Origin of the sequence: Magnetospirillum sp., from assembly GCA_027532905.1 — a bacterium.
GTDB lineage: Bacteria > Pseudomonadota > Alphaproteobacteria > CACIAM-22H2 > CACIAM-22H2 > Tagaea.
Genome location: JAPZUA010000004.1, coordinates 37038 through 57401, shown reverse-complemented (window position 1 = coordinate 57401; position 20364 = coordinate 37038). Strand labels below are relative to the sequence as shown.

The window sequence follows — 20364 nt, the reverse complement described above, 5'->3', positions numbered from 1 at the left end:
CCGCATTCGGAGGAGTTCGATGCGACGCGCGCTTTTTGGCTTGACGGTTCTGGTGGTGCTCCTTGCGGGGCTGCGGCATCCCGCCTTTGCCGTACCGGTCGATCTCGAGCTCGTTCTGGCGGTCGATGTATCCTACAGCGTGGACGCCGACGAAGCGCGCCTGCAGCGCGAAGGTTATTTTGCGGCCCTGCGCCATCCGCGCGTGCTGCAGGCCGTTTCGTCGGGCCCGCATCGCGCCATCGCGGTGACCTATGTCGAGTGGGCGGGCAGTTTCTACCAGCGCGTGGTCGCGGACTGGACCGTGCTGCGCGACGCAGCCAGCATCGAGAATTTCATCGCGCGCATCGCGGCCGTACAGCAGCAGCCCGCGAGCCGCACCTCGATCAGCGGCGCCATCGATTTTTCGGCCCGTCTGTTCGACGACAACGGCTACGAAGGCACGCGGCTGGTGATCGACGTTTCGGGCGACGGGCGCAACAATCACGGTCGCCCGGCGCGCGACGCGCGCGACGCGGCCGTGGCCAAGGGCATCACGATCAACGGCCTGCCGATTCTGAGCGGCAACGAGAATTTCGGCCGTCCCGCCGAAGACGGGCTCGAGGAGCATTACCGCGAGGAAGTGATCGGCGGTCCCGGCGCGTTTGTAATACCGGCCGAGTCCTTCGCCAATTTCACGAGTGCGATTCTCTCGAAGCTCGTGCGCGAGATTGCGGGCACGACCACGCAACTCGCCAGTCCGCTCCCTTAAGCGCCTTCCGTCGGCACGAATTTGAGTGCCACCCCGTTCATGCAGTAGCGCAGGCCCGTGGGCCGAGGGCCGTCTTCGAACACATGGCCCAAATGGCCTTTGCATCTGGCGCAATGCACCTCGATGCGCGTCATGAAGAATTTGCGGTCCTCGCTGCGGCCGCACGCGTCGGGCAGCGTGTCGGTGAAGCTCGGCCAGCCGGTGCGGCTGTCGAACTTCTTCTTGGAATCGAACAACGGCGCGTCGCAGCCCGCACAGTGGAAAACGCCGACGCGTTTTTCGCGATCAAGCGGGCTCGAGCCTGCGCGCTCGGTGCCATGGCCGCGCAGCACCGCATATTGCTGCGGCGTAAGCACGCGCCGCCATTCTTCGTCCGACCGCTCCATGCGTGTGTTCCTTAAGGGGGCTTCAGTTCGCCAGCCAGACGCCGGCGAGGTCTTGGTTGAGATAGTGCGAGGGCAGCGCTTTCCAACCCTGGATGCGTTTGTCGTAAACCACGATGCGGTGCCACCACAAGAGCGGTGCGGTCATGCTGCGCGACAGATAGCGGTCTTCGAATTCCCGGATGAGGCGCCTGCGCTCGGCCGCGTCGCTGGTGCGGCGCTGGCGCTCGAACAGCTCGTCGAGCGTTGCGTCCTCGTACAGCGAGAAGTTCGTGGGCGAGCGCGTGCTCGACACGTAGAGGCGCAGCATCTGGTTGGGGTCGTCCACGTCCACGCAGTTGGAGTCGAGGCCGACTTCGTGGTTGCCGGCGATGTAGGTCGCTTTCTGCTGGGCCACTTCCATCGGCGTGTTCTCGACCGTGACGCCGACCTGGCGCCACTGGTCGATGAGCCACACGGCCATCGGCTGGAACGGCATCGGCACGTTGCGCGTGACGAGCTTGAAGCGCAAATTGCTCTGCCCCGCCTCCTGCAGGAGGCGGCGCGCTTCGGCTTTGGCGGCAGCGCCGTTGCGCCCGAAGCCCGGATATCTCTCGATCTCGGCATCGCTCATCGCCAAAGCGTCGCCGGGGCGCAGCGACGCCCCCACCGCCTTCACGAACGCGGTGCGCGACAAGGCGGCCGAGCCCGTCCAACGGTCGATGGCCAAAGTCAGGGCGCGGCGCACGCGCTCGTCGTCGAAGGGCGGCTTGCGATGGTTGAAATAGACGTCCATCTTGCACACCCACGGCGACTCTTCGACCTTGAAGCGGTCGGGGGCGGCGGCCACAAGGCGGTCGCGCTCGGCGGGCGTGAGGCCACGGAACTCGGCCATGATCTGGCCGCCCTGCAGCGCGTTGACCATCGCAGCACCCGACATGAAGACGATGCGGAAGCCGTCGAGATAGGGTTTGCCGGGTTCGAAATATGTCGCGTTGCGCTGTCCCGTAAGATGCGAGCCGCGCGAATGCTCGCCGAGCCGGTAGGGGCCGGTGCCGTTGATGGCGCGTTCGGGCGCGCGCGGATCGCGCGCGAGGTCGGCGGCGCGCATCACGCAGTTCCAGGGGCTCGCAAAGTTGAGCAGCATCGAGGCGTTGGGTGCCGTCAGCCGGAAGACGACCGTGCGCGCATCCGGCGTTTCGATCGAAGCGATGTCTTCGTAGTCGGACTGGCGCACCGAGACGATGCCCTGCGTCGGGCGGCGGATGCGCTCGAACGTCGCGCGAACGTCATCGGCGGTGAGCTCGGCGCCGTCGTGGAATTTCACGCCGCTGCGCAGGCGGAATGTATAGGCGCGCCCGTCGGCCGAAACGCTCCAACTTTCCGCGAGGTCGCCGCGGATTTCTGGAAACTTGTCGGGGTCGTATTTGAGCAGCGTCGAGTAGAACGGGCTCAGCGTCTGCATGGCCACGAAGGTAGTGGTGTTGATGCAGTCGTAGCTCGGCGGTTCGGAATTGACCGCGAACACGAGCGTGCCGCCGCGCTGCGGCGTTTGCGCCGCGGTGGGTGCGCTTGCAAAAGCGGCGAGCGCGCCGACGAGGCCGCACACGGCCAGAAGCATCCGACGGATGGGCATTTCGACTTCTCCCTGCATTCGTTTTGCTTGTCTTTGAATGCAAGGCTAACGCGCCGCGTGCGCCTTGGGAAGGGCGGCTTCTATTGCGCCGTCTGCGTTGCCCGCCAGGCACGGTAGGCGGCCAGCGTTTCGGCGTTCGGCGGATAGGTCCCCTCCAGCGGCGCGCCCGACTGCACGCGCGCGAGGATGAAGGCTTCGAGTGCTTCCTGCTCGACGGCCGCGTCCGCGACGGCGTCGGCGATGTCGCGTGGGATGCAGACGGCACCGTTGGGATCGCCCACGATGATGTCGCCCGGGAACACAGCCACGTCGCCAATGCCGATCGGCAGCCCGTGGTCGGCCACCATGACCTTGGCGAAGGACGAAACCGGGGCCGAGCCCGTGCAGACCAGTGGGAAGGCCATTTGGGCGATAAGGTTGGCATCCGACACGCCGGTATCGACGACCGCACCGGCCACACCGCGGACCATGAGCGAGGTGGTCATGATGTCGCCCATCACGGCGACGTCGGGATGTCCGCCGGTGCTGCAGACCAGCACCGACCCTGCAGGTGCCGCGTCAAACGCCAGCCTGTTGAGGCTCGGCAATTCGCCCGACGCGATTTTGGCGCGCAGGTCCTCGCGCACCGGGATGGCGCGCACGGTCCAGGCCGGGCCGCAGAACCGGCTAGCCTTCTCCGAGAGCGGCTGGAGGCCCGCGAAAAAGCGGCTGTTGAAGCCCTTCTTGAACAGCACGGCCGAAATCGTCGGCACGGCGGCCGACAGGAGGCGGGATTTGAGATCCGCCGGAATGTCGCCGAACGCTTTTTCCATGGAACCCTCGCAATTGCTGCTCAGCAGCCTGATTTCGGTTTCACACCGTCTTCGAAAACAATAGCCTTTGATCGGTCTCGTGCCGAAGTCCAATTGCGACGATGGAGAAAAAAAGTTGAAGATCGCCTCGCTCGAAATGCTCGAAGCCGCCGTCGCGCGCGATCTCGAACTGGTGGGATATCCCGAGGGCGCTTGGGTCCCGGCCCGGCGGCACGGCGAAGCGCCGGTTCTCGACGTGGTGATCGCGGGCGGCGGGCAAAGCGGGCTTGCGGTCGCGGCCGAACTCAAGCGCGCGCGCGTGGCGAACATTCTGGTCGTCGATGAAGCCGCAGCGGGCGGAGAGGGCATCTGGCGACGTTTCGCGCGCATGAAGACGCTGCGCACGCACAAAAAAGTCACGGGCCCCGACATGGGCATGCCGAACCTGACCTTCCAGGCTTGGTACGAAGCCCAGCACGGCGCTGCCGCGTTCGCCACCCTCGGCAAGATTGACAAGGGCGACTGGCAGACCTATCTCGCCTGGTTCGCGCGCGTTCTGGCTTTGCCGGTGCGCAACCGCACGCGCTTCGAAGGTGCCACACCCGATGGCGCCTTTTTGCGCATCGCGCTGACATGCGACGGGCGATCCGAGACCGTCTATGCGCGCAAGCTCGTGCTCGCGATGGGCATCGAGTCGAGCGGCCGCTGGTGGATGCCGCCCGAGATCGAAGCCTTGCCGCAGGATTTGCGCGCACACGCGGCCGACGCGATCGATTTTCCAAAGCTCACCGGTAAACGCGTGGCGGTGATCGGGGCGGGGGCTTCGGCCTTCGACAATGCGGCGACGGCCCTCGAGCACGGAGCGGCCGAAGTGGTGGTGCTGTGCCGCCGACCCGAACTGCAGCGCGTGCAGCCCTACAAGATCATCGCCAATCCGGGCTTCCTCGGCAATTTCGCGAGCCTGCCTGATGCGATGCGCTGGCGTCTTGCCAACCATCTGCTGACCGTGCGCGAGGCCTTTCCCAAAGAAACCTGGGAGCGGGCGCGCAGCCATTCGAATTTCCGGCTGGTGACCAACGCAGGCGTTTGGGCCGCGCGCGCGCAAGACGGCTGCGCCATGCTGACAACGCCTGTCGGCGACTTCGTTGCCGATTTTGCGATCGCCGGAACCGGGTTCGACGTCGATCTGGCGCTGCGCCCCGAACTTGCCGGCATTGCCGAACATGTCGCGACCTGGGGCGACTGCTATGTGCCGCCCGCCGAACTCGCCAATCCGCGGTTGGCGCGCTACCCGTATCTGGATGCGGGTATGGCGTTCACGCAGAAGGTGCCGGGTGCGGCACCGTGGCTCGATCGCATCCACTGCTTCAATTTCGGTGCGACCGCCAGTTTCGGGCCGTCGGGCTCTTCGATCAGCGCCATGAAGTTCGCAGCCCCGCATCTGGCGCGCGCCCTCGTGCGCGATCTGTTTTGCGCCGACATCGCGCACCACGCCCAAGTGCTGCTCGACTATTCGACGCCCGAGTTCGATCCGCGCTGAAAGCTGGCTCTAGAGCGGGCCTGCGCGCGAGGCTTCGGCGATCTGCCCGGTTGCGTCGAGCGGATCGGCGCCCAGCAGCAGGATCACATCGACAGTTTCGCCGTCCTCGGCGAGCGGCAGATAGAGGCGCGGTGGCGTGTAGGTGCGCATATCCACGCATGGCAGATTGTCGCGCCGATAGCGCGGCAAACGCGCGGCGCAAATGTCGCGCAGATTTTCGAGCATCGCTTGGCGGTCGCTGGCGAGCCCGGATTCGGAAACGAGTTGTCCGGTCGGATCGATGTTGTGGTAGCGCACGAAATTCGTGCCCACGAGCCGGTATCTGAATTCGTGGTCGGCTGGCGCTGCGTTCGCCACGACGTCGTACATCGCGATCCAGCCGAGCCAGGGTTTCAATTCGGCAATGTCGAAATCGCGCCGCGACGGCAGCAGGCGTCCCACCCGTTTGGCGTCCCACAGTTCATAGAACTCTGCGATCCGCGCGCCGCAGACCGCGAGAAGGCCCGGGCCGTCGATCAGGCCGGGCAGCGTTGGCGACGCGGTGGAAACGGGAGCGACCACTTTGGTTTCCTGGGCGACCGGGACGGACCGAATATCCGCCGCTTTCGAACGCGATCACTTTTTATACAGCGTCCGCGAAATCAAGATCAAGGCGCGCTGGCCCCGGTCCGCGCGTTCACCCGTATGCGAAAGCCCGTACCCTGATCGACCTTCGCTATCCGCACGCCAGCGGCGGGCCGTCATGAAAGTCGGCAATCCTCGCCCCGTGGTCATCGTCCACAGCGAGGCGTTCGAGATCCTGGAGTCGATTACGATTTGTCTGTTCACTACGGATCCCGCCGAGTTGCCGCTGTTTCGTCTCGATGTCGCCCCGACGGGCGCGAGCGGCGTGCGCGCCTTCTCGCGCGTTATGGTCGACAAGGTGAGCACCATCCCGAAGACGAAGCTTGGAGAACGGATCGGATAGCTTGCCGACGCCGATGTCGTGCGCATCAATCGCGCGTTGATCGTCTTTCTCGGGCTTGCCGGCTGATCCATTCTATTCGTCGATCGCTTGCCCATGTCGGAAACGCAGCTCCCAGCTTAGCGACGATGCGATCCGCCCAGGATGGGCGCGGCGACAATCCTTTGCCTCGTTTACGGTAGCGCCATGAAAACGAGCCGCCGAGATTTCATACTTGCTGCGGACGGCGGGCGTTTCGGAATTCCCACCGTGAGCCAAGCTACGCAAAAAGTGGAACCGATCATCGATGTATTTGCCGTTACCGCCTATGGGACAAACTGAGCAGTTTGTGTACTGCGAAATTCCGCAACAAGCTCAACCAAGCGCATGCTGCCGACGCTGCAAGGCGCGCGATACCATGATCGCCCAAATTGCGAGCGTGGCCGCGCCGAGAATGCCAGCGATGGGGCGCTGGAAAAACACCAGGAACGAACCGTCTGACTTGATCATCGATGTCATGAAGCTCTGCTCGAGCAATTCGCCCAGCACAAGACCAAGAATGAGCGGCGCGACGGGAATGCCATTCTCCTCCATCAGCCAGCCGACCACGCCAAATATTAGCATCAGCAGGATGCCGTAGGGGCTATTCGTCATCGCAAACGAGCCGACGATGCAGAACAATAGGATGGTGGGCAGCAGGATGTTCTTTGGCACCGCAAGCAGATGTCGCGCGCCGCGGATTGCGGCGTAGCCAAGGGGCAGCATCAGCAGGTTCGCAAGAATGAAGATGATAAAGACGGCATAGATGAACTGCGGGTTCTCGAGGAATACGGCCGGGCCTGGGTTCATGCCCTTCATATAAAGTACGCCAATGACGATGGCGGTAATCGAATCGCCAGGAATGCCAAAAACGAGGGCTGGAATCCAAGCGCCTGCGACCGCCGAATTGTTGGACGAAGTGGATTCGACGACGCCCTCGATATGGCCGGTGCCGAATTTTTCAGGCTCCTTGGAAAAGCGCTTTGCCATGGCGTACGACACCCAGGCAGCGATATCCGCGCCCGCGCCTGGTAGGGCGCCAATCAGCGTCCCGAGGGCGGAACCGCGCAGGCAGTTCTTCCAGTATTTCCTCGCGACAGCGCCAAGCCCCCTGAACAGCGCGCCGACTTTGTCCTGCGCGAACTCCCCAACTTTTTCGATGCTCATCACGCCGCGCATCAGCTCGGAGACGGCAAAAATGCCGATCATCGTGGGGATAAAATTGATGCCGGACATCAGGTCGATATTGCCGAACGTGAATCGCGGATAGCCCGCAGCAGGGTCGATTCCGATGCAGCCTACGGCAAGGCCGAGGAAGAGTGAGAGAAAGCCTTTTACAGGATCCGCCGATGAGATGAAAATCGCGCAGGTAAGGCCAAGACAGGCAAGCCAGAAATACTCGAAGGTAGAAAAATTAATGGCGAGTTCCGCCAGCATAGGTGCAGCGATAATCAGCACCATCACGCCGAATATGCCGCCCACCGCCGAAAAAACCAGGTTGGCCCCAAGGTTCAGCTCAAGCTGACCCTTCTTTGCCATCGCGTAGCTCTCGTCGGTATAGGCGGCGGAAGCGGGCGTGCCGGGCATCCGGAGCATGGCGGCTGGAATATCGCCCGCGAAAATCGCCATCGCCGTCGCCGTCACGATGGCGCCAAGCGCGGGTACGGGGCTCATGAAAAACGTGATCGGCACAAGGAGAGCCGTGGCCATGGTCGCCGTCAGGCCAGGCATGGCGCCGACGAACAGGCCAAACACGGCGGACGCGAGTATGACAAAAAGAACATACGGGTCGAATACGAGTCCGAAGGCCGTGAGGATGGCTTCGCTCATCTCTCAACCCCCGTAAAGGATTTGCATGAAAAGGCCGCGTGGCAGCGGCACGCGCATCATCGAGCCGAAAAACCACTGCATTGCGCCGGTGATGACAATTGCAAGCACAAGCGCAAGAGCGGGCCGCACGCGGAACCAAAGGAAAAGGCCGACCATCAGCATGAAGGCGGTCGGAATGAAGCCCAGCCGCTCTGCCAGCAGGAGATAGAAAACGATGCCGCCCGGTACGAGCAGGAAGGAAACCAATCGCCCGCCTTGGCTGAAACCGGGATCAAAGACGAAGATTCGTCGCATGCCGCTGGCAAGGGAACTCTGCCAGCCGCGCCACAGAATTAGTGCGCCGCAGATTGCGATGCCAATGCCGAGGATACGGGGAAACAGCGAGGGGCCGTACTTTTGGCCTGGGAAGGCCGGGAACGTGCCAGCATAGACGAACATCGCCACAGCGAGGGCAATGAAGAACAGGCCAAGCCCTAGGTCATGTATGCGCACGCCAACGCCCCGCTGCAAGCCCGAGGAAAAGCGGGGCGTGGCCAAGGGCCCCGCCCCGCAACGAGAAGCGCCTTCAGGCTTTTTTGGCGAGCCCAGCGGCGGCCATGGCCGAGCCCATGGCCTTATCGCCTTCTGCCATATACTTTGCAAAGCCCGCCGGATCGGCCCAAGTTGTCCCGAACCCGCGTGCGGCCATAAAATCCTGAAACTCCTTGGAATCGTAAGCTTTTTTCAGGGCCGCGACCAAAGTGGCATTGACACTCTCAGGGATGCCTTTGGGGGCCGCGATGCCACGCCATGCGCCCACGGAGTAGTTGATCGCCAACGCTTCGTTCAGCGTTGGCACGTCCTTGAACGTGGGGTTACGCTGTGGTGCCATGATAGCGAGGCTTCTGGCCCTGCCAGCATCGATCATCGCCTTGGCTTCCGGCACTGAGCAGGTGACTATATCGATCCCGCCGGCCGCAAGATCCTGCATGGCTGGTGCGGCGCCGTTTGAGGGTACCCAGGCCACGTGATCGGCTTTCAGGCCCATCGCCTGCAACCAGCCGATCAACGCAAGATGCCAGATGCCGCCTTGGCCGGTGCCCGAGGCCTTGAACCTGCCCGACGGCGCTGCCTTGATGGCATCGGCAAGCGCCTTAACGTCTTTGTAGGGCGAGGCCGCATTCACCTGCACGCCCGGTGGATCGACATTCATCAGCGCAAGCGGAGTATAGCTTTCGGGCTTGAGATCCGTAAGGCCCTGATGGTGCATCATGGTAATTTCAACCGTGATCATCCCGATCGTGTAACCGTCGGGCGCCCCCGTCGCGATCGCCGAATGACCCACAACCCCGGAGCCGCCAGTGCGGTTCACAACATTGAACGGTTGGCCGAGATCCTTCTCGAGAATCGCAGCAACAATACGTGCCGTTGCATCCGTGCCGCCGCCCGCACCCCACGGACAAACCAACGTGACGGGACGATTGGGATATCTTGCTTGCCCAATGGCCGAGAAGGGCAGGGAGGCCGCAGCACCTGCAGCCGCAATCCCGGAAAGAACGTGACGCCGATTGATGGACATGGTCGATTCCTCCAGAGTTTATGAGAGCGCTTCTTTCGTCGCCCATACTAACCGGTGCAAAAAAGTATCGATTTTTGCCCAGCATTTGCAACGATATCGGATATTACGCGATTGCATTTGGCAAGCGGAAACTGAAATCGCCGTTGAACCCGTGTTTCCCAGATTGACCATTGAACTTGGCCCGTACCAATTCGCTTTAGGCTACAAGAATCAGCATCAAGCTTTATTCGATCGAGGCAGTGCCTACCCAATCAAAAGTTATCTACGCCGTCAGCGCCCGTGCTCTGCCTCCTTCAGTGATCCTGGCCCTTTATTCGGGTCCAAAGGTTAAGCGAGGATTTGGCCCATCTTCTCGGAAAGAGGAGTGTGCGGAATGCCTAGAAAAGGTATCAGCGAAGAACAGATCGCGTTTGCCTTGCTGCAGGCGAAGAGCGGCACGCGGGTAGGCGAGACCTGCCGAAGACTCGAGATGAGCGCGCAAGGCTTCTATCGGTGGAAGAAGCAGTTTGCGGGTATGGGGATCTCGGTGGTCCGCCGTCTGAAGCATCTCGAAGACGAGAACACAAAGTTGAAGCGGCTGGTCGCGGGTCTGTCGCTCGACAAATTTATTCTGCAGGATGTCCTTCGAAAAAAGGTGCAAGGCCCTCCGCGAAGCGCCAGGTCGTCGATCATTTCATGGCGGCCTACGGCGTCAGTGAGCGGAGGGCCGTTCGTGTCGGCGGCTCAATAAGGTCGACCTACCGGTACCGATCGGTCCGGGATCCTCAAACGGCGCTGCGGATGCGGCGGATCTCGCGGACATGATGCTCGGCGGTGCCGTTCGGCGGGGTCTGTTTCATCGGTCTCACCCTCATCCCTTTCACGGTGACGATGAGCCGAAAACACTCCGATACGCAAATTACTCAATCTGTCCTATAGGCCCTGACGGCGAACAGGTTTAACTCTGGCGCTAGCTCCTACTCCGGCAAGATCCCACGCGACAATCGCGCACATAGAAACGCGGGTTCTTGCCCGCAAATTCGGGCAGAAACAGCGCTTCAGAGAATATTGGAACAAGGTAGTAATGGGCGAGAAGCGCCGTGTTTGCGGGCTTCTCGGCACCCGCAAAACCCCACTGTTGGTACTCGTGGGAAGGAATGGCGGAGGGGATGAGATTTTCGCCTTCGCCGCGTCGATGTTGCAAACTCAAGGCCTTAGCGAGCACGTCGGTCTGTCGTGTATACCAGACACGTCGTCCATTGTAACCCGCAGCATAGACCATGAAAGTGCGGCGAGACAGTTTCGCCATCTATTTGACTAAAAAAGCAACTGTTCCACTGTACGCAAGCCGGGCAGAACAGCTATATCGCTAGACACTTGTTTTCTTCGGTGAGTTGCACAAACTTAGGAGGATAAAATGATTGGTATTAAAGTAGGCCCAGACGAAGAATTGTTGTGCCCGCACTGTGGGTCAATCAGCATTCATCATGAGCATGTAAAAGTGTTCAGCCGATCTGAGGACGAGGAGAAGGTCGCTGTTACGACAATCACGCCAACAACGCGCGAGGCGGCAAGCATCACCTCTGTACAGACTACGGCCGGTAAAGGTAATCCCAGCTCACGTCGGCACGGTTTGAGCATTAGCTTCCGCTGCGAACAATGCCCCGAGAAATTTGAACTGGATATCGCCCAACACAAGGGCAGTACCTATGTCAGTTGGAAGAGGTGACTGCGAAGCATAGGCGCATCGCTCGTCTAGTTACCTTCCTCTCGTGTCATGCGACCATCGTGCCCGTCGTCAAGCCGAGCCTGTCTGATCCTTCAGCAAATATTTGACGCGCTCATGGGAAGTGCCCATCCTTATCGCCGCGTTCAAGCGTTCCCCCCTCCGGGGGTGCCTCGGGCCGTACCTTAGGCGAGACGAGGGGGCGGGGTGGGGCTGCCACCGCGCCACCCTCTCCCGCATTCACGCAGCGTGCGCAGCAGCCCCGGCCCGCTGGCCTGTAACCACACGCCACGGCGATAGCGCCACGCTGCACCCGAACAAGCGAGCCGCGACTTGACCACGGTCGTCGCGCTCAATCCACCAGCCCGCACCGATCTTGTCCCGCACGATGCACGCCTCGCCAACGTGCGGCAGGCGGATGAACACGAGGCCACGGGTGTCCAGCTCAAAGCGTCTGATCTTCAACATGGGTGCTCCTATGGGGAAGCAGCGCGGCCCCAGCGGCCACGCAACACAGAGCATATAGCGCCGCTACCGCAGAAGTAGAAGCAGTGCGGGATAACTACTCCTGTTAGGGAGGAGACGTGCCGGGCGTGCCGCTTGACATGCGCCGTCGATAGCTGTTACGTTTCAGTCAACGTCCGTAGACAGGAGCGTAAAATCATGCGAGCAGTCGCCTACTATCGCGTCTCCACCGACAAGCAGGGCCGTTCGGGCCTTGGCCTCGAGGCCCAACGCGAGGCCGTGCGCCGCTTCCTCGGCAATGACTTCCCGCCCGTTCGGGAATTCAAGGAAGTGGAGAGTGGCAAGCGCACCGACCGGCCGGAGCTGGCCAAGGCCGTCGAGTTTGCGAAGCTCCACAAGGCCGCCTTGGTGGTCGCCAAGGTGGACCGCTTGGCGCGCAACGTGGCCTTCCTCGAGACGATCCTGGCGAGTGGGGTGGAGGTCGTGTTCTGCGATCTTCCCTCGGTACAGGGCGCAATGGGCCGCTTCATCATCCAGCAAATGGCGGCCGTCGCGCAGCTCGAGGCTGGCCTTGTGTCGGAGCGCACCAAGGCGGCATTGCAGGCCGCGAAGGCGCGAGGCGTTAAGCTCGGTGGGTTTCGCGGCGTGAAGGTCGATCCGTCGCTCGGCACCGAGGCCCGCCAACAGCAGGCCCGCGCGCAAGCCAAGGCCATCGCCCCGACCATCGCGGAGATACGCGCGGCGGGCTTCGTATCGCTCAACGGGATTGCCCAGCAGCTCAACGCGCGGGGCATCCCGTCGCCTCGTGGCGGGAAGTGGCAGGCGGTTTCTGTGTCGCGGGTGCTTGAGCGGAGCACGGCCGCCGCATAGCCGTCGCCCCAATTAACCCTCACTTGAGCCTAGGCACCCAATTTGGACGCACTATAGCCGAGCAAGCCAATTGCCCCGCACTATAGCCAACACCGCCAATTAACCCGCACTTAAGCCCACCCCCGGTGTAGCCCTATTAGGTAGAACCTTAGGGGGCACCTTAGGGGCTACTCTTCTGCCGATGCGTTCGGGACGGTGTAGCCCCCCTTCTTGGTCGTCGTCGTGGTCGATCAAGTTGGGTGGCTCCCTATGCCCGCCACCGTCCGCCACCAGCCCGCCCGTCCTCCGCAGTGCCGTCCCGGTGCCCCCTCGGGAGTGCCGCACGCGTTGAGGATGGGCGGGCGTTTCTTTTTGCACACCCCACACACCTCACAACTGGAAGGCCAACCAATGCCCCACGTCACCAGCGCAACCGCGCGCGGGTTCTCGCTCGATCCCCGCGCCCTCGATCAACTCGAATGGCTCACCGTCACCGGCGCGCGCACCATCGGTGCCGCCGTGCCCAAGTCCGTCTTCGTCCGCTTCGCCATTGACCAGCTCACGCGCCGCATGTCGCAGCTCGTGAGCGTCGGAGACGCAGCGACAGTGCGGCAGGCCCTCGAGACACTGCCCGCGTTCGCCCGATGCGCCCCCGCTGGGGCACCGCAGGTGTCTGCCGGGGAGTGCGGCGCGCCGTGGGCGGATGCGACTGACGCGGCACGGGAAGGGCAGCGGACATGAGCAAGGCCACTCTGCCCACCATCGCCGCGATGCTGGACAAGCGTGAGCGCACGCCCCAGCAAGGCACTGTCGATCCAGCCCAGTTCCCCGACGGGATCGTCTGGAATGAAGCGTTCATCAGCGAAGACGGCGCAATCGACTACGAGACACACCACATCGACGCCGAGACTTGGAACCGGGACCACGCGTGGTCCCCGGCCGAGGTAGCCAGTTTCCGGGCTACGAACGAAGCAATGAAGGCGAGGCCGTTCACGTTCGTCCCTGACGAGCTGCTACGGCAGGCATTCGCAGAACGCAACCACGCCAGCGCCGTTTTTAAGGAGTTGGCGGGACGCAGCACGATCGATCTTAACTACTGCCTAGACGCGTTGAAGGACGGGCCTGCCCCGTTGTGGGCACGCAAGAAGCTGCGGCACGGCCTTCGTCTCCTCGCGACCGAGCTGGCAATCCAGCGGGAAGGCAACCTCGCACTGCGCCACCGCGTGGCGGAGCTTGAAGCGGAGCTTAAAGCGGCCCGCAGTCGCCCGGCGGAGTCCACCTAGAGGCTGCTCGAGGGCGGAGGCGGGTGGGGCAGCTCGATCAAGGCTGCTCCGCCAGCGCCCACCGCAACGCGATTGCGTCGATCCGCGTCACCAAATCTCCCGTCCCTAAAATTTAGCGCGTCTGTCCGGGGTACCTCCCGGCCACCGCCTCACCGAAAGGAACTCACCCATGACCTGTTCAGTTCAGGGGTGCCGTGCGGCGCGTAGCCGTATCGGTCCCCTTTGTCGAAACCATGTCGCCCGCAAGCGGCGGCACGGCCACCCCGAGCAGACACCCGTGTCGAGCCTCGAGCTTCGCCCCTATCGTGCGGCGGCCCGCGCCGTTATCGCACGCTGGGCAAACCACGATGCCATCAAGATCACGGCGGAGCGGTGGGAGCGCCTGTGCGAACAAGCACGCGCCTCCGTCGCGATGGCGGAGAGTGGGCGGCCCTTCAATAAGATGGACCTAAGGGCAGCTCGAGCGCTCCTGAAGATCGCCGACGCGGCTCCCTTCGACACGGTGCTCGAGGTCGCCGCCGCCCTGGTGCTCCTGCGGGACACCGAGGGACACCGCGTCAAAGGTGACGGGGCGTTCGTCATCCAGCTCGCCCGGTGCCTACGAAAGCTCGGGCGCGTTGACGTGGCAACCTACTGGGATCGGCAGGCCAACCGGGTGCGGGGTGTCTATCGCGACTTTCCCGTTCGCGCCGCGATGCTCCTCGCGAGCCGCACGCTTGACGCCATCGGCCCCACCGCAGGGCGCATCGTTGCCACCGTGAAGGCAGCGGCGGTGCGCGAGGAGAGACTTGAGGGGCGCTATCGGGCGGCCCTTGCCGAGCTGCACTAGAGCGGCGGCGGCGCATTCAACAACCAAACCACGACACAGGACCACGACACCTATGGAACACCAGACAGAACTACGGGGGACTGCGGGGGGACTTGAGGTCCACCCCGTGGCCGTTGCCGCTATCACCGCCGATGCAAGCTTTCAGGTGCGCGCGAAGATCGACGGCGGCAAGGTCCACGAGTACGCCACCGCCATGCGCGTTGGTGCAGTGTTTCCGCCGGTGCGCCTCGCTCGCATCAACGGCGCTTTGTTCCTCATCGATGGATGGCACCGTCTTGCAGCACAGGAACGGCGTGCTTTCCTCACCAAGGACCGGGAAGAGGGGCGAGGCCTCGAGTTCATCGCAGCAACCATCGAAGACATGAGCGAGAAGGACGCGCGCTTTGCGGCCGCCACGGCAAACCTCAAGCACGGCTTGCCGATGAAGCCGCGCGAGAGGCGCAAGGTCTTCGCGCTCTACATGCGCCAGCAGCGCTATCGGAATGCGATGGGGCAACCCAAGTCCACCCGCAAGATCGCCGAAGAGCTGGGGGGTATCGCCGCACATACCACCATCTGGACATGGATCAAGCGGGGCTACCCCAGAGTGGCAGAGCAGATGAAGAACCCCGAGACGCAGCGCCGCGCTGGGGTGGAACCGCCAAGGCCCTTTGTTCCACCATCGTTGTTCCCCAAGGACGCGCGCGGACACCTTGAGGCGGCCCGCAAGGCGGTGCGTGGCGTGGTCGATCCCGAGGAGCGGCGGGCGATCCTCGAGGAGGTGCGGCAGCTCGATGCGGAGCTGAGGGGGGAGTGGACGGGGATTGAGGTGGAGCCTGAGGACTTCTAGGCGCTAACCCTCTGATGCGATGCACTGTCTTGCCCATGCTGTTCAATTTGAACAGCAGAGGCGACAAAGTGGGCCATAGCGGCCCGGTCTACTTGGATTATTTGCAGTTCGACACTGAACACCACACCCGTCCGAGGTCACCCCTCGGGCGGGCGCCCCTATCGAGGCGGGGAAATCGGCAAGAAGGAGTGCTGCATCGGTGGTGGATAAATGCGCCTTACACTTAGAACGTTCCTCTCTGCAATCGTCCAAACACCGCCTTTGAATTCCTCGACGACCTGAAGAACAATGTCCATCTCGATACCACCGGCCAAGGGCGCCCCTACATTTCCCTGGACCAAGTTATCGAGGAACTCTTTATCCAGGACGGGCGCGCTAAACGCACCAGTCCGCCCTGCGAATTTCCACTTTCTTTCGGACTGTAGCAAGACCGGGCTGATAAGACGAACTCGCTCGTCACTGATAGTCTTGCGCCTACTGAACTCCGGCACGTCAACTAGTTCGGTCGAGAGCCCACGTTCTTGAAACTCCGAACGTGGCACAATATGAAGCGGTTTCTGCTTGTGACTAAGAGAAGACCCAACGCCAGAAACCGCAGTATCGCGCTCAAGCTCTCTGTAAATCTGTTGAACCTGCGGCTCCGCTACACGTTTCTCAACCGTCGCAGCTACTCGATCCGCGATACGCTGAACATCGGTGTCAGAAAGGCTAATTGTCTGCTGAGCGTTCTGATTGGTCAGGTAGTCCATGATTTTGCCGACCGTCCAGCTCCCAACATGATCGCCAAACCACAAAGTAAAGTAGATCACGATTACCTTTAAAGTCGCTTCGTCTTCAATGCCGGTCTTCTCTTTGAGCCACCCAATCAAAGCGTTGAGACGGATGCTACCTTCCGGCGCGCTAACTAGCTCTATACGCACCTCGGCAAACGGGTCGTGAATGGCAGCGATAGCGCGCACTGCCGCAGCGAATGCAAGCGAAGTCCGCGCAACGACCTCAAGGTCTGCCTTCCGGCCGGTTTCGAGAGCGATGTAGAGGCTTATAGGTGCCGACATGTTTGTCTCGCAGTAAAGAATTTATTGTAATCTTAAGATAGTAAGTATCTAAAGTCGATAAGATTTGCATGACCGCCGATGCGTCACCGAAAGGATTTCCGGGCGGCCGGTGCTTGAGGTGGGCAAGGGATAAGCCTTCGTATCCAATGCGCGCCATCACTTCCACAAGCGGCTGGAGCTTCTGAGGCGTCGGTCAACGAGGTGTGGGCCAAGGCGCTGAAGAAGGCCCTTGGGCTGGAAGGGGTCGGGGGCGACACCTTCACAAGGGCACGGAACAGAGCAACCAAAGCGGCCCCTTGGAAGATCGAGGACCGCACCTTTGTGCGGCTCATTCGGGACGACTGAGATAGTCCGCACCCCCTACTAGGGATACCTCTTTCTATAGGGGGTGCGGCTTATCCGGTCCTAGGTCGTTACGCCCTTGTCTTCCTGAGTTTCCATCATTTGAGCGGAACATGTGCGGCGGGTTTGGTATGCTCCCCCGAGCACAACCGAAGGAACAGGCAGGAGCGCCGCGTGAAGAAATGGGCAACTATCCTTATCGGCATTTATCTGCTGTTGGCCGCCCCAGCCGCAGCTATCTACCTAGGTACTGCCGTGGCCACGTTTGTCGTCGTGGGTGGCTTCGCATGCGCCATGCTTCTGAGAGCTGATGAGCTGGTCGAGGTTACGATTGGCCCTCTGAAGGCCCGTCTCGAACGCCAAGTGGCACAAGCCACCGCTACTCTGGAGCAATTGCGAGGCCTGGCAGCAACATTTGGAGAGGTAATCTTGGCTGTCCTAGCTGGGGAAGGGCGCATGGGCGGCATGGGCTACAAGTCCAAAATGGCTTTCAAGGGTCAGGTTGATGAACGACTAAGGCAACTCGGTCTTAGCGATGAACAGCTCTCACAGACCCGGAAGACCTGGCGCAAATACCTTGTCTACGATCATGCAGTGAGGATTTGGAAGTCGTTGCCAGTGGCGGTGCATGAAATGTCCCCAGAACTTAGGGGGCTACTCGGTGAGCGAAACTTGATCCCAGCAACACCCGACGAATGGCGGGCTGCACTCCAAAGGATCAATCTAGCGAGAGGAGACGCGGCAGAGGCGCTTGCTGATTACGAGCACTTCTTGGAAACTGACAATATCCGGCGTCCTGAGCTATGGGGGCTAGACGCTTGAGCAATAGCATTGGCCTGTCGTGTGGGTCTCGTCGTTGCTAAGGTCCACGACTACCTTTCATTGCCCCCAAATTTGCCCAGTTGGACGAAGTGGGGCGGGATCGGTAGGCTATCTTCATGGCTAAACCCACCTTTTGGCAAACCACCCCAGCCCGCGAATTGATCAAATGGGCTATCTGGTATGCCGTCACTTTTCCGGCACTTTGGATGCTGATGTCACTTGCCCGCCTCATATGGGTTGGCAGCGAAAGCTTGATCGATCAAATCAACGACGTTGAGAAGGCAGCAAGCGTGCAGGCGTGGGCCACGCTGGCGGGAAGCTTCGGTGGTGCGTTCTTGGCGGGCTTACTTGCCGTCGGATCGTTCATGCTGCAACGCTGGTGGCATCGGCAAGATACGGAAGAGAAAGTCAGACAACTTCTCCGGCGCGCGTTACCGCGGCACATTAGCCCGCCTTGGATACTTGAGTTTTCGTTCGTGCCACTAGCAGAGAACTTGGCCAACGCTCGACACCACGCAGGACTACGGGACATGCTAGCCGATCAATTTCCGTGCGCGTTTGACCTAAGTGAGCGAGTGGAGGGGAGTATCGCCACCGAAGTTCCGGACATAATTGCCTTAATCCACGATATAAAGAAAAGTCGAGAGAGTCTCGTTGAGGCAGTACAGAGGGCCAAAACTCAGCGTCTTGAAGGGTCAGAGCTGCACTTCCAAAGATGCCGTGCAATGAACGCGCTCATGGACATTTGGGTTCGTAACCACTCAATCTGCCAAGAGCTGATTAAGCGCGATGTTATCGCGATAGATCAGTTTGAAGAAAACGCTAAACGTGTCTTTGAAAAGCTCATCGCGCTATATGGAAAGGCGATGGTGTTTCAAATGACACCGCCAGAGGCAAGCCCGTTGGCGGGTAATTAGTCACCCCGCCGCGCGCCGCCTTCATTTGCTCCTTCGCCGAGCGGCTTTCCGTGTGGCCGGTGCTTGAGGTGGACAAGGGGCAAGCCCTCGTGCCGAATGCGCGCCATCGCTTCTACGAGTGGCTGGAGCTTCTGAGGCGTCGGGCTCGATCCGCCATAGCGCGCCTTGCTCCCACTCTCCTTGTGACCCAAAAGCGCATCGCTTGACCTGGCGCTTATATCCGCCGCACGGCAAGCGTCCTCGAAGTTGTGTCGGAACGAATGGAAAGCGTTCTTGTTGCGCTTGATCTCAAGGATACGCAGCCAACGCGCGAAGCTCTTTGAGAAAGGGGAGCTGTAGTAACCGTCCTCTCCCTTCTTTAACTCGGGAAACAGCCGGTCGCGTCCCGCCTTGCCCTGTTGCTCAACGAACTGGAGCAACCCAAGCTCTACCAGCAATGGATGGACCGGGGTGAACCGCGCAGACTGCGGCGTCTTCAGTCGCATGTCGTCTTCGTCAGCATGAATTTTGAAGACCCAATAGTCACCAATCTGCTGAACATCCCGCGTGCGGAACTGCACAATCTCACCCAGTCGTGCGCCCGTGAGCAACGCAATGAGCGGCACCCAATAGACGCCCTTGTCGCGGGGAACATAGGTGCCGGGAGCGTTGAGGCGGTTCGGCCCTTCGCACCCGGTGAAGCGTGGTGCATTGAAGATCGCTTGCAGTTCGGCAGTCGTGAACGGGTCACGCTCGGCGCGGGCATCGTGGCGCGTCTCCAGCTTCAGCCCCTCGAAAGGATTGACCGTAACCTCGTCATACTGCTTGCGCGCCCACAACCAAAACGAACTGACATAGCCAAGAAGTTTGTTGATGTTCTTGTCACTCATCGGCGGGAGCTTCAATCGCCGCGCCTCCTCTGCTGCCTCTGCGACCCCACGGTCTCGAAGTGCAGGGTGCTTGGTCCAGTTCTTCGGCAACGAGACGAGCACGTCGCGGAATGCCCGCCCGTCGGCTTTCGCGTAAGCGGGGATGGGGCGGTTACCGCACACGGTTTGGAAGTGCTTTGTCCAGACGCGATGCTCGTGTTCAGTCTTCGGTACCCAGCGCCGTGCCGCCTTTTCTGTCAGCCACCGTGAGGACACCTCGGAGAACATCGGGCCTTTGGCGGTGGGAGCTTCGATGATCCTGTCGAAGTCGAGCGACTCATGCGCAAGCACGCGATCAACCAGCGTCAGAGCCTCTCGCTTAGCGGATATCAGGGCATCGCAAAGGCGGCGGAATTCGTCGGACTTCCAAGATAGGGAAAGCCCTCTATCGGCAAGAAGCTGCGTCACCTCCGGGGCAACGGCGCGGAACCCTTCGTTCCCCGCCTCGCTCAAACTGTCGGCGAAGATGTCGCGTGTGGACGGCCTCGCATCCCGGTCGGCTTCATCGCGGATGGAGAAGGGGTCACGCCCTACGCTCCACAAGACTTCCCGCCGCCACTCCGCACCGATTGCGTTCACCTGATCCTGTGAGACCTTGTCCACTGGCTTGATGTGATGCGCCTTGCGAAGGTAGTCCATACGCCGGTCAAACGCGTCTGCCTCGGCTCGCACACGCGGCTTTGCTTCCTCGAGAACGGGCGTATCGAGGGACTGCTTGAAGAAACGTCCGAGCGGCTTCTTGTCGGGGCGTGTGATGTCCGGTTTGCCCACGAGGTCTTTGGGCACGCGCCGATAGAAGACGTAAACCGCCCCACGGCGGCAGAGATAATTGATACCGGGCACCTGCTTCATACCCCCGTGTATACCAGCCATGTATACCAACGGGAACCCGCAGAGCCTTGAGAACGCAGCG

Annotated in this window: 22 protein-coding genes; 12 read left to right on the top strand and 10 right to left on the bottom strand. The window is 61.4% G+C overall.

Annotated elements, in window-relative coordinates:
- Nucleotides 1-19 precede the first annotated feature (19 nt).
- On the top strand, nucleotides 20-748 hold the full coding sequence (locus O9320_14135) for a DUF1194 domain-containing protein (GenBank protein MCZ8311986.1): 729 nt from the start codon (nucleotides 20-22) through the stop codon (nucleotides 746-748).
- Here O9320_14135 and msrB read toward each other — a convergent pair.
- The 3 genes from msrB to O9320_14120 form a co-directional block, all read right to left on the bottom strand.
- On the bottom strand, nucleotides 745-1134 hold the full coding sequence (msrB, locus tag O9320_14130) for a peptide-methionine (R)-S-oxide reductase MsrB (GenBank protein MCZ8311985.1): 390 nt from the start codon (nucleotides 1132-1134) through the stop codon (nucleotides 745-747). The genes O9320_14135 and msrB overlap by 4 nt on opposite strands.
- 22 nt (nucleotides 1135-1156) lie before the next feature.
- Nucleotides 1157-2746, bottom strand: coding sequence for an ABC transporter substrate-binding protein (locus O9320_14125; protein ID MCZ8311984.1), 1590 nt, complete (start codon nucleotides 2744-2746; stop codon nucleotides 1157-1159).
- Nucleotides 2747-2826: 80 nt separating this feature from the next.
- Nucleotides 2827-3558 carry a ribonuclease activity regulator RraA gene (locus tag O9320_14120; GenBank protein ID MCZ8311983.1) on the bottom strand — a complete coding sequence of 244 codons (732 nt, stop codon included), beginning with the start codon at nucleotides 3556-3558 and terminating at the stop codon, nucleotides 2827-2829.
- Nucleotides 3559-3673: 115 nt separating this feature from the next.
- Between O9320_14120 and O9320_14115 the strand changes: the two genes are divergently transcribed.
- Entirely contained in the window at nucleotides 3674-5077 is a 1404-nt protein-coding gene (locus O9320_14115; GenBank protein ID MCZ8311982.1) for an NAD(P)/FAD-dependent oxidoreductase, read from the top strand.
- A gap of 9 nt (nucleotides 5078-5086) precedes the next feature.
- Here the strand turns inward: O9320_14115 and O9320_14110 are convergent, their stop codons facing one another.
- Nucleotides 5087-5638: a PAS domain-containing protein gene (locus O9320_14110; protein ID MCZ8311981.1), complete on the bottom strand. Its 552-nt coding sequence runs from the start codon at nucleotides 5636-5638 to the stop codon at nucleotides 5087-5089.
- 181 nt (nucleotides 5639-5819) lie between these two features.
- Between O9320_14110 and O9320_14105 the strand changes: the two genes are divergently transcribed.
- Nucleotides 5820-6044, top strand: a complete 225-nt coding sequence (locus O9320_14105; protein MCZ8311980.1) for a type II toxin-antitoxin system PemK/MazF family toxin — start codon at nucleotides 5820-5822, stop codon at nucleotides 6042-6044.
- A 351-nt stretch (nucleotides 6045-6395) separates the two neighbouring features.
- Here O9320_14105 and O9320_14100 read toward each other — a convergent pair whose 3' ends face one another.
- From O9320_14100 to O9320_14090, 3 genes are read right to left on the bottom strand one after another with little or no spacing between them, the layout of a single operon-like run.
- The gene (locus O9320_14100) at nucleotides 6396-7889 is read right to left on the bottom strand and encodes a tripartite tricarboxylate transporter permease (GenBank protein MCZ8311979.1); all 1494 of its coding nucleotides are present in this window, start codon (nucleotides 7887-7889) and stop codon (nucleotides 6396-6398) included.
- A 3-nt stretch (nucleotides 7890-7892) separates the two neighbouring features.
- Nucleotides 7893-8426, bottom strand: coding sequence for a tripartite tricarboxylate transporter TctB family protein (locus tag O9320_14095; GenBank protein MCZ8311978.1), 534 nt, complete (start codon nucleotides 8424-8426; stop codon nucleotides 7893-7895).
- Between the two features lie 28 nt (nucleotides 8427-8454).
- Entirely contained in the window at nucleotides 8455-9447 is a 993-nt protein-coding gene (locus O9320_14090; GenBank protein ID MCZ8311977.1) for a tripartite tricarboxylate transporter substrate binding protein, read from the bottom strand.
- Nucleotides 9448-9820: 373 nt separating this feature from the next.
- On the opposite strand from O9320_14090, the gene O9320_14085 reads away from it, so the two are divergent.
- Complete coding sequence (locus O9320_14085; protein ID MCZ8311976.1) at nucleotides 9821-10177, top strand: transposase; 357 nt, start codon at nucleotides 9821-9823, stop codon at nucleotides 10175-10177.
- Between the two features lie 666 nt (nucleotides 10178-10843).
- Nucleotides 10844-11155, top strand: a complete 312-nt coding sequence (locus tag O9320_14080; protein MCZ8311975.1) for a hypothetical protein — start codon at nucleotides 10844-10846, stop codon at nucleotides 11153-11155.
- A 237-nt stretch (nucleotides 11156-11392) separates the two neighbouring features.
- Here the strand turns inward: O9320_14080 and O9320_14075 are convergent, their stop codons facing one another.
- Nucleotides 11393-11620, bottom strand: coding sequence for a hypothetical protein (locus O9320_14075; GenBank protein MCZ8311974.1), 228 nt, complete (start codon nucleotides 11618-11620; stop codon nucleotides 11393-11395).
- 195 nt (nucleotides 11621-11815) lie between these two features.
- On the opposite strand from O9320_14075, the gene O9320_14070 reads away from it, so the two are divergent.
- From O9320_14070 to O9320_14050, 5 genes are all read left to right on the top strand, one after another.
- Nucleotides 11816-12487 (top strand): recombinase family protein, encoded by a 672-nt coding sequence (locus O9320_14070; protein ID MCZ8311973.1) that lies wholly within the window; start codon nucleotides 11816-11818, stop codon nucleotides 12485-12487.
- A 390-nt stretch (nucleotides 12488-12877) separates the two neighbouring features.
- Nucleotides 12878-13207: a hypothetical protein gene (locus tag O9320_14065; GenBank protein ID MCZ8311972.1), complete on the top strand. Its 330-nt coding sequence runs from the start codon at nucleotides 12878-12880 to the stop codon at nucleotides 13205-13207.
- Complete coding sequence (locus tag O9320_14060) at nucleotides 13204-13749, top strand: hypothetical protein (protein MCZ8311971.1); 546 nt, start codon at nucleotides 13204-13206, stop codon at nucleotides 13747-13749. Before O9320_14065 ends, O9320_14060 begins: the two co-directional genes overlap by 4 nt.
- Nucleotides 13750-14026: 277 nt before the next feature.
- Nucleotides 14027-14578, top strand: a complete 552-nt coding sequence (locus O9320_14055) for a hypothetical protein (protein ID MCZ8311970.1) — start codon at nucleotides 14027-14029, stop codon at nucleotides 14576-14578.
- Between the two features lie 106 nt (nucleotides 14579-14684).
- Complete coding sequence (locus tag O9320_14050; GenBank protein ID MCZ8311969.1) at nucleotides 14685-15407, top strand: hypothetical protein; 723 nt, start codon at nucleotides 14685-14687, stop codon at nucleotides 15405-15407.
- 158 nt (nucleotides 15408-15565) lie between these two features.
- On the opposite strand, the gene O9320_14045 is transcribed toward O9320_14050, so the two are convergent.
- Entirely contained in the window at nucleotides 15566-16462 is an 897-nt protein-coding gene (locus tag O9320_14045; GenBank protein MCZ8311968.1) for a hypothetical protein, read from the bottom strand.
- Between the two features lie 516 nt (nucleotides 16463-16978).
- On the opposite strand from O9320_14045, the gene O9320_14040 reads away from it, so the two are divergent.
- Both O9320_14040 and O9320_14035 read left to right on the top strand, forming a co-directional pair.
- On the top strand, nucleotides 16979-17626 hold the full coding sequence (locus O9320_14040) for a hypothetical protein (GenBank protein ID MCZ8311967.1): 648 nt from the start codon (nucleotides 16979-16981) through the stop codon (nucleotides 17624-17626).
- 116 nt (nucleotides 17627-17742) lie between these two features.
- Entirely contained in the window at nucleotides 17743-18543 is an 801-nt protein-coding gene (locus tag O9320_14035; protein ID MCZ8311966.1) for a hypothetical protein, read from the top strand.
- On the opposite strand, the gene O9320_14030 is transcribed toward O9320_14035, so the two are convergent.
- Nucleotides 18540-20303: a site-specific integrase gene (locus O9320_14030; GenBank protein MCZ8311965.1), complete on the bottom strand. Its 1764-nt coding sequence runs from the start codon at nucleotides 20301-20303 to the stop codon at nucleotides 18540-18542. The genes O9320_14035 and O9320_14030 overlap by 4 nt on opposite strands.
- Nucleotides 20304-20364 lie beyond the last annotated feature (61 nt).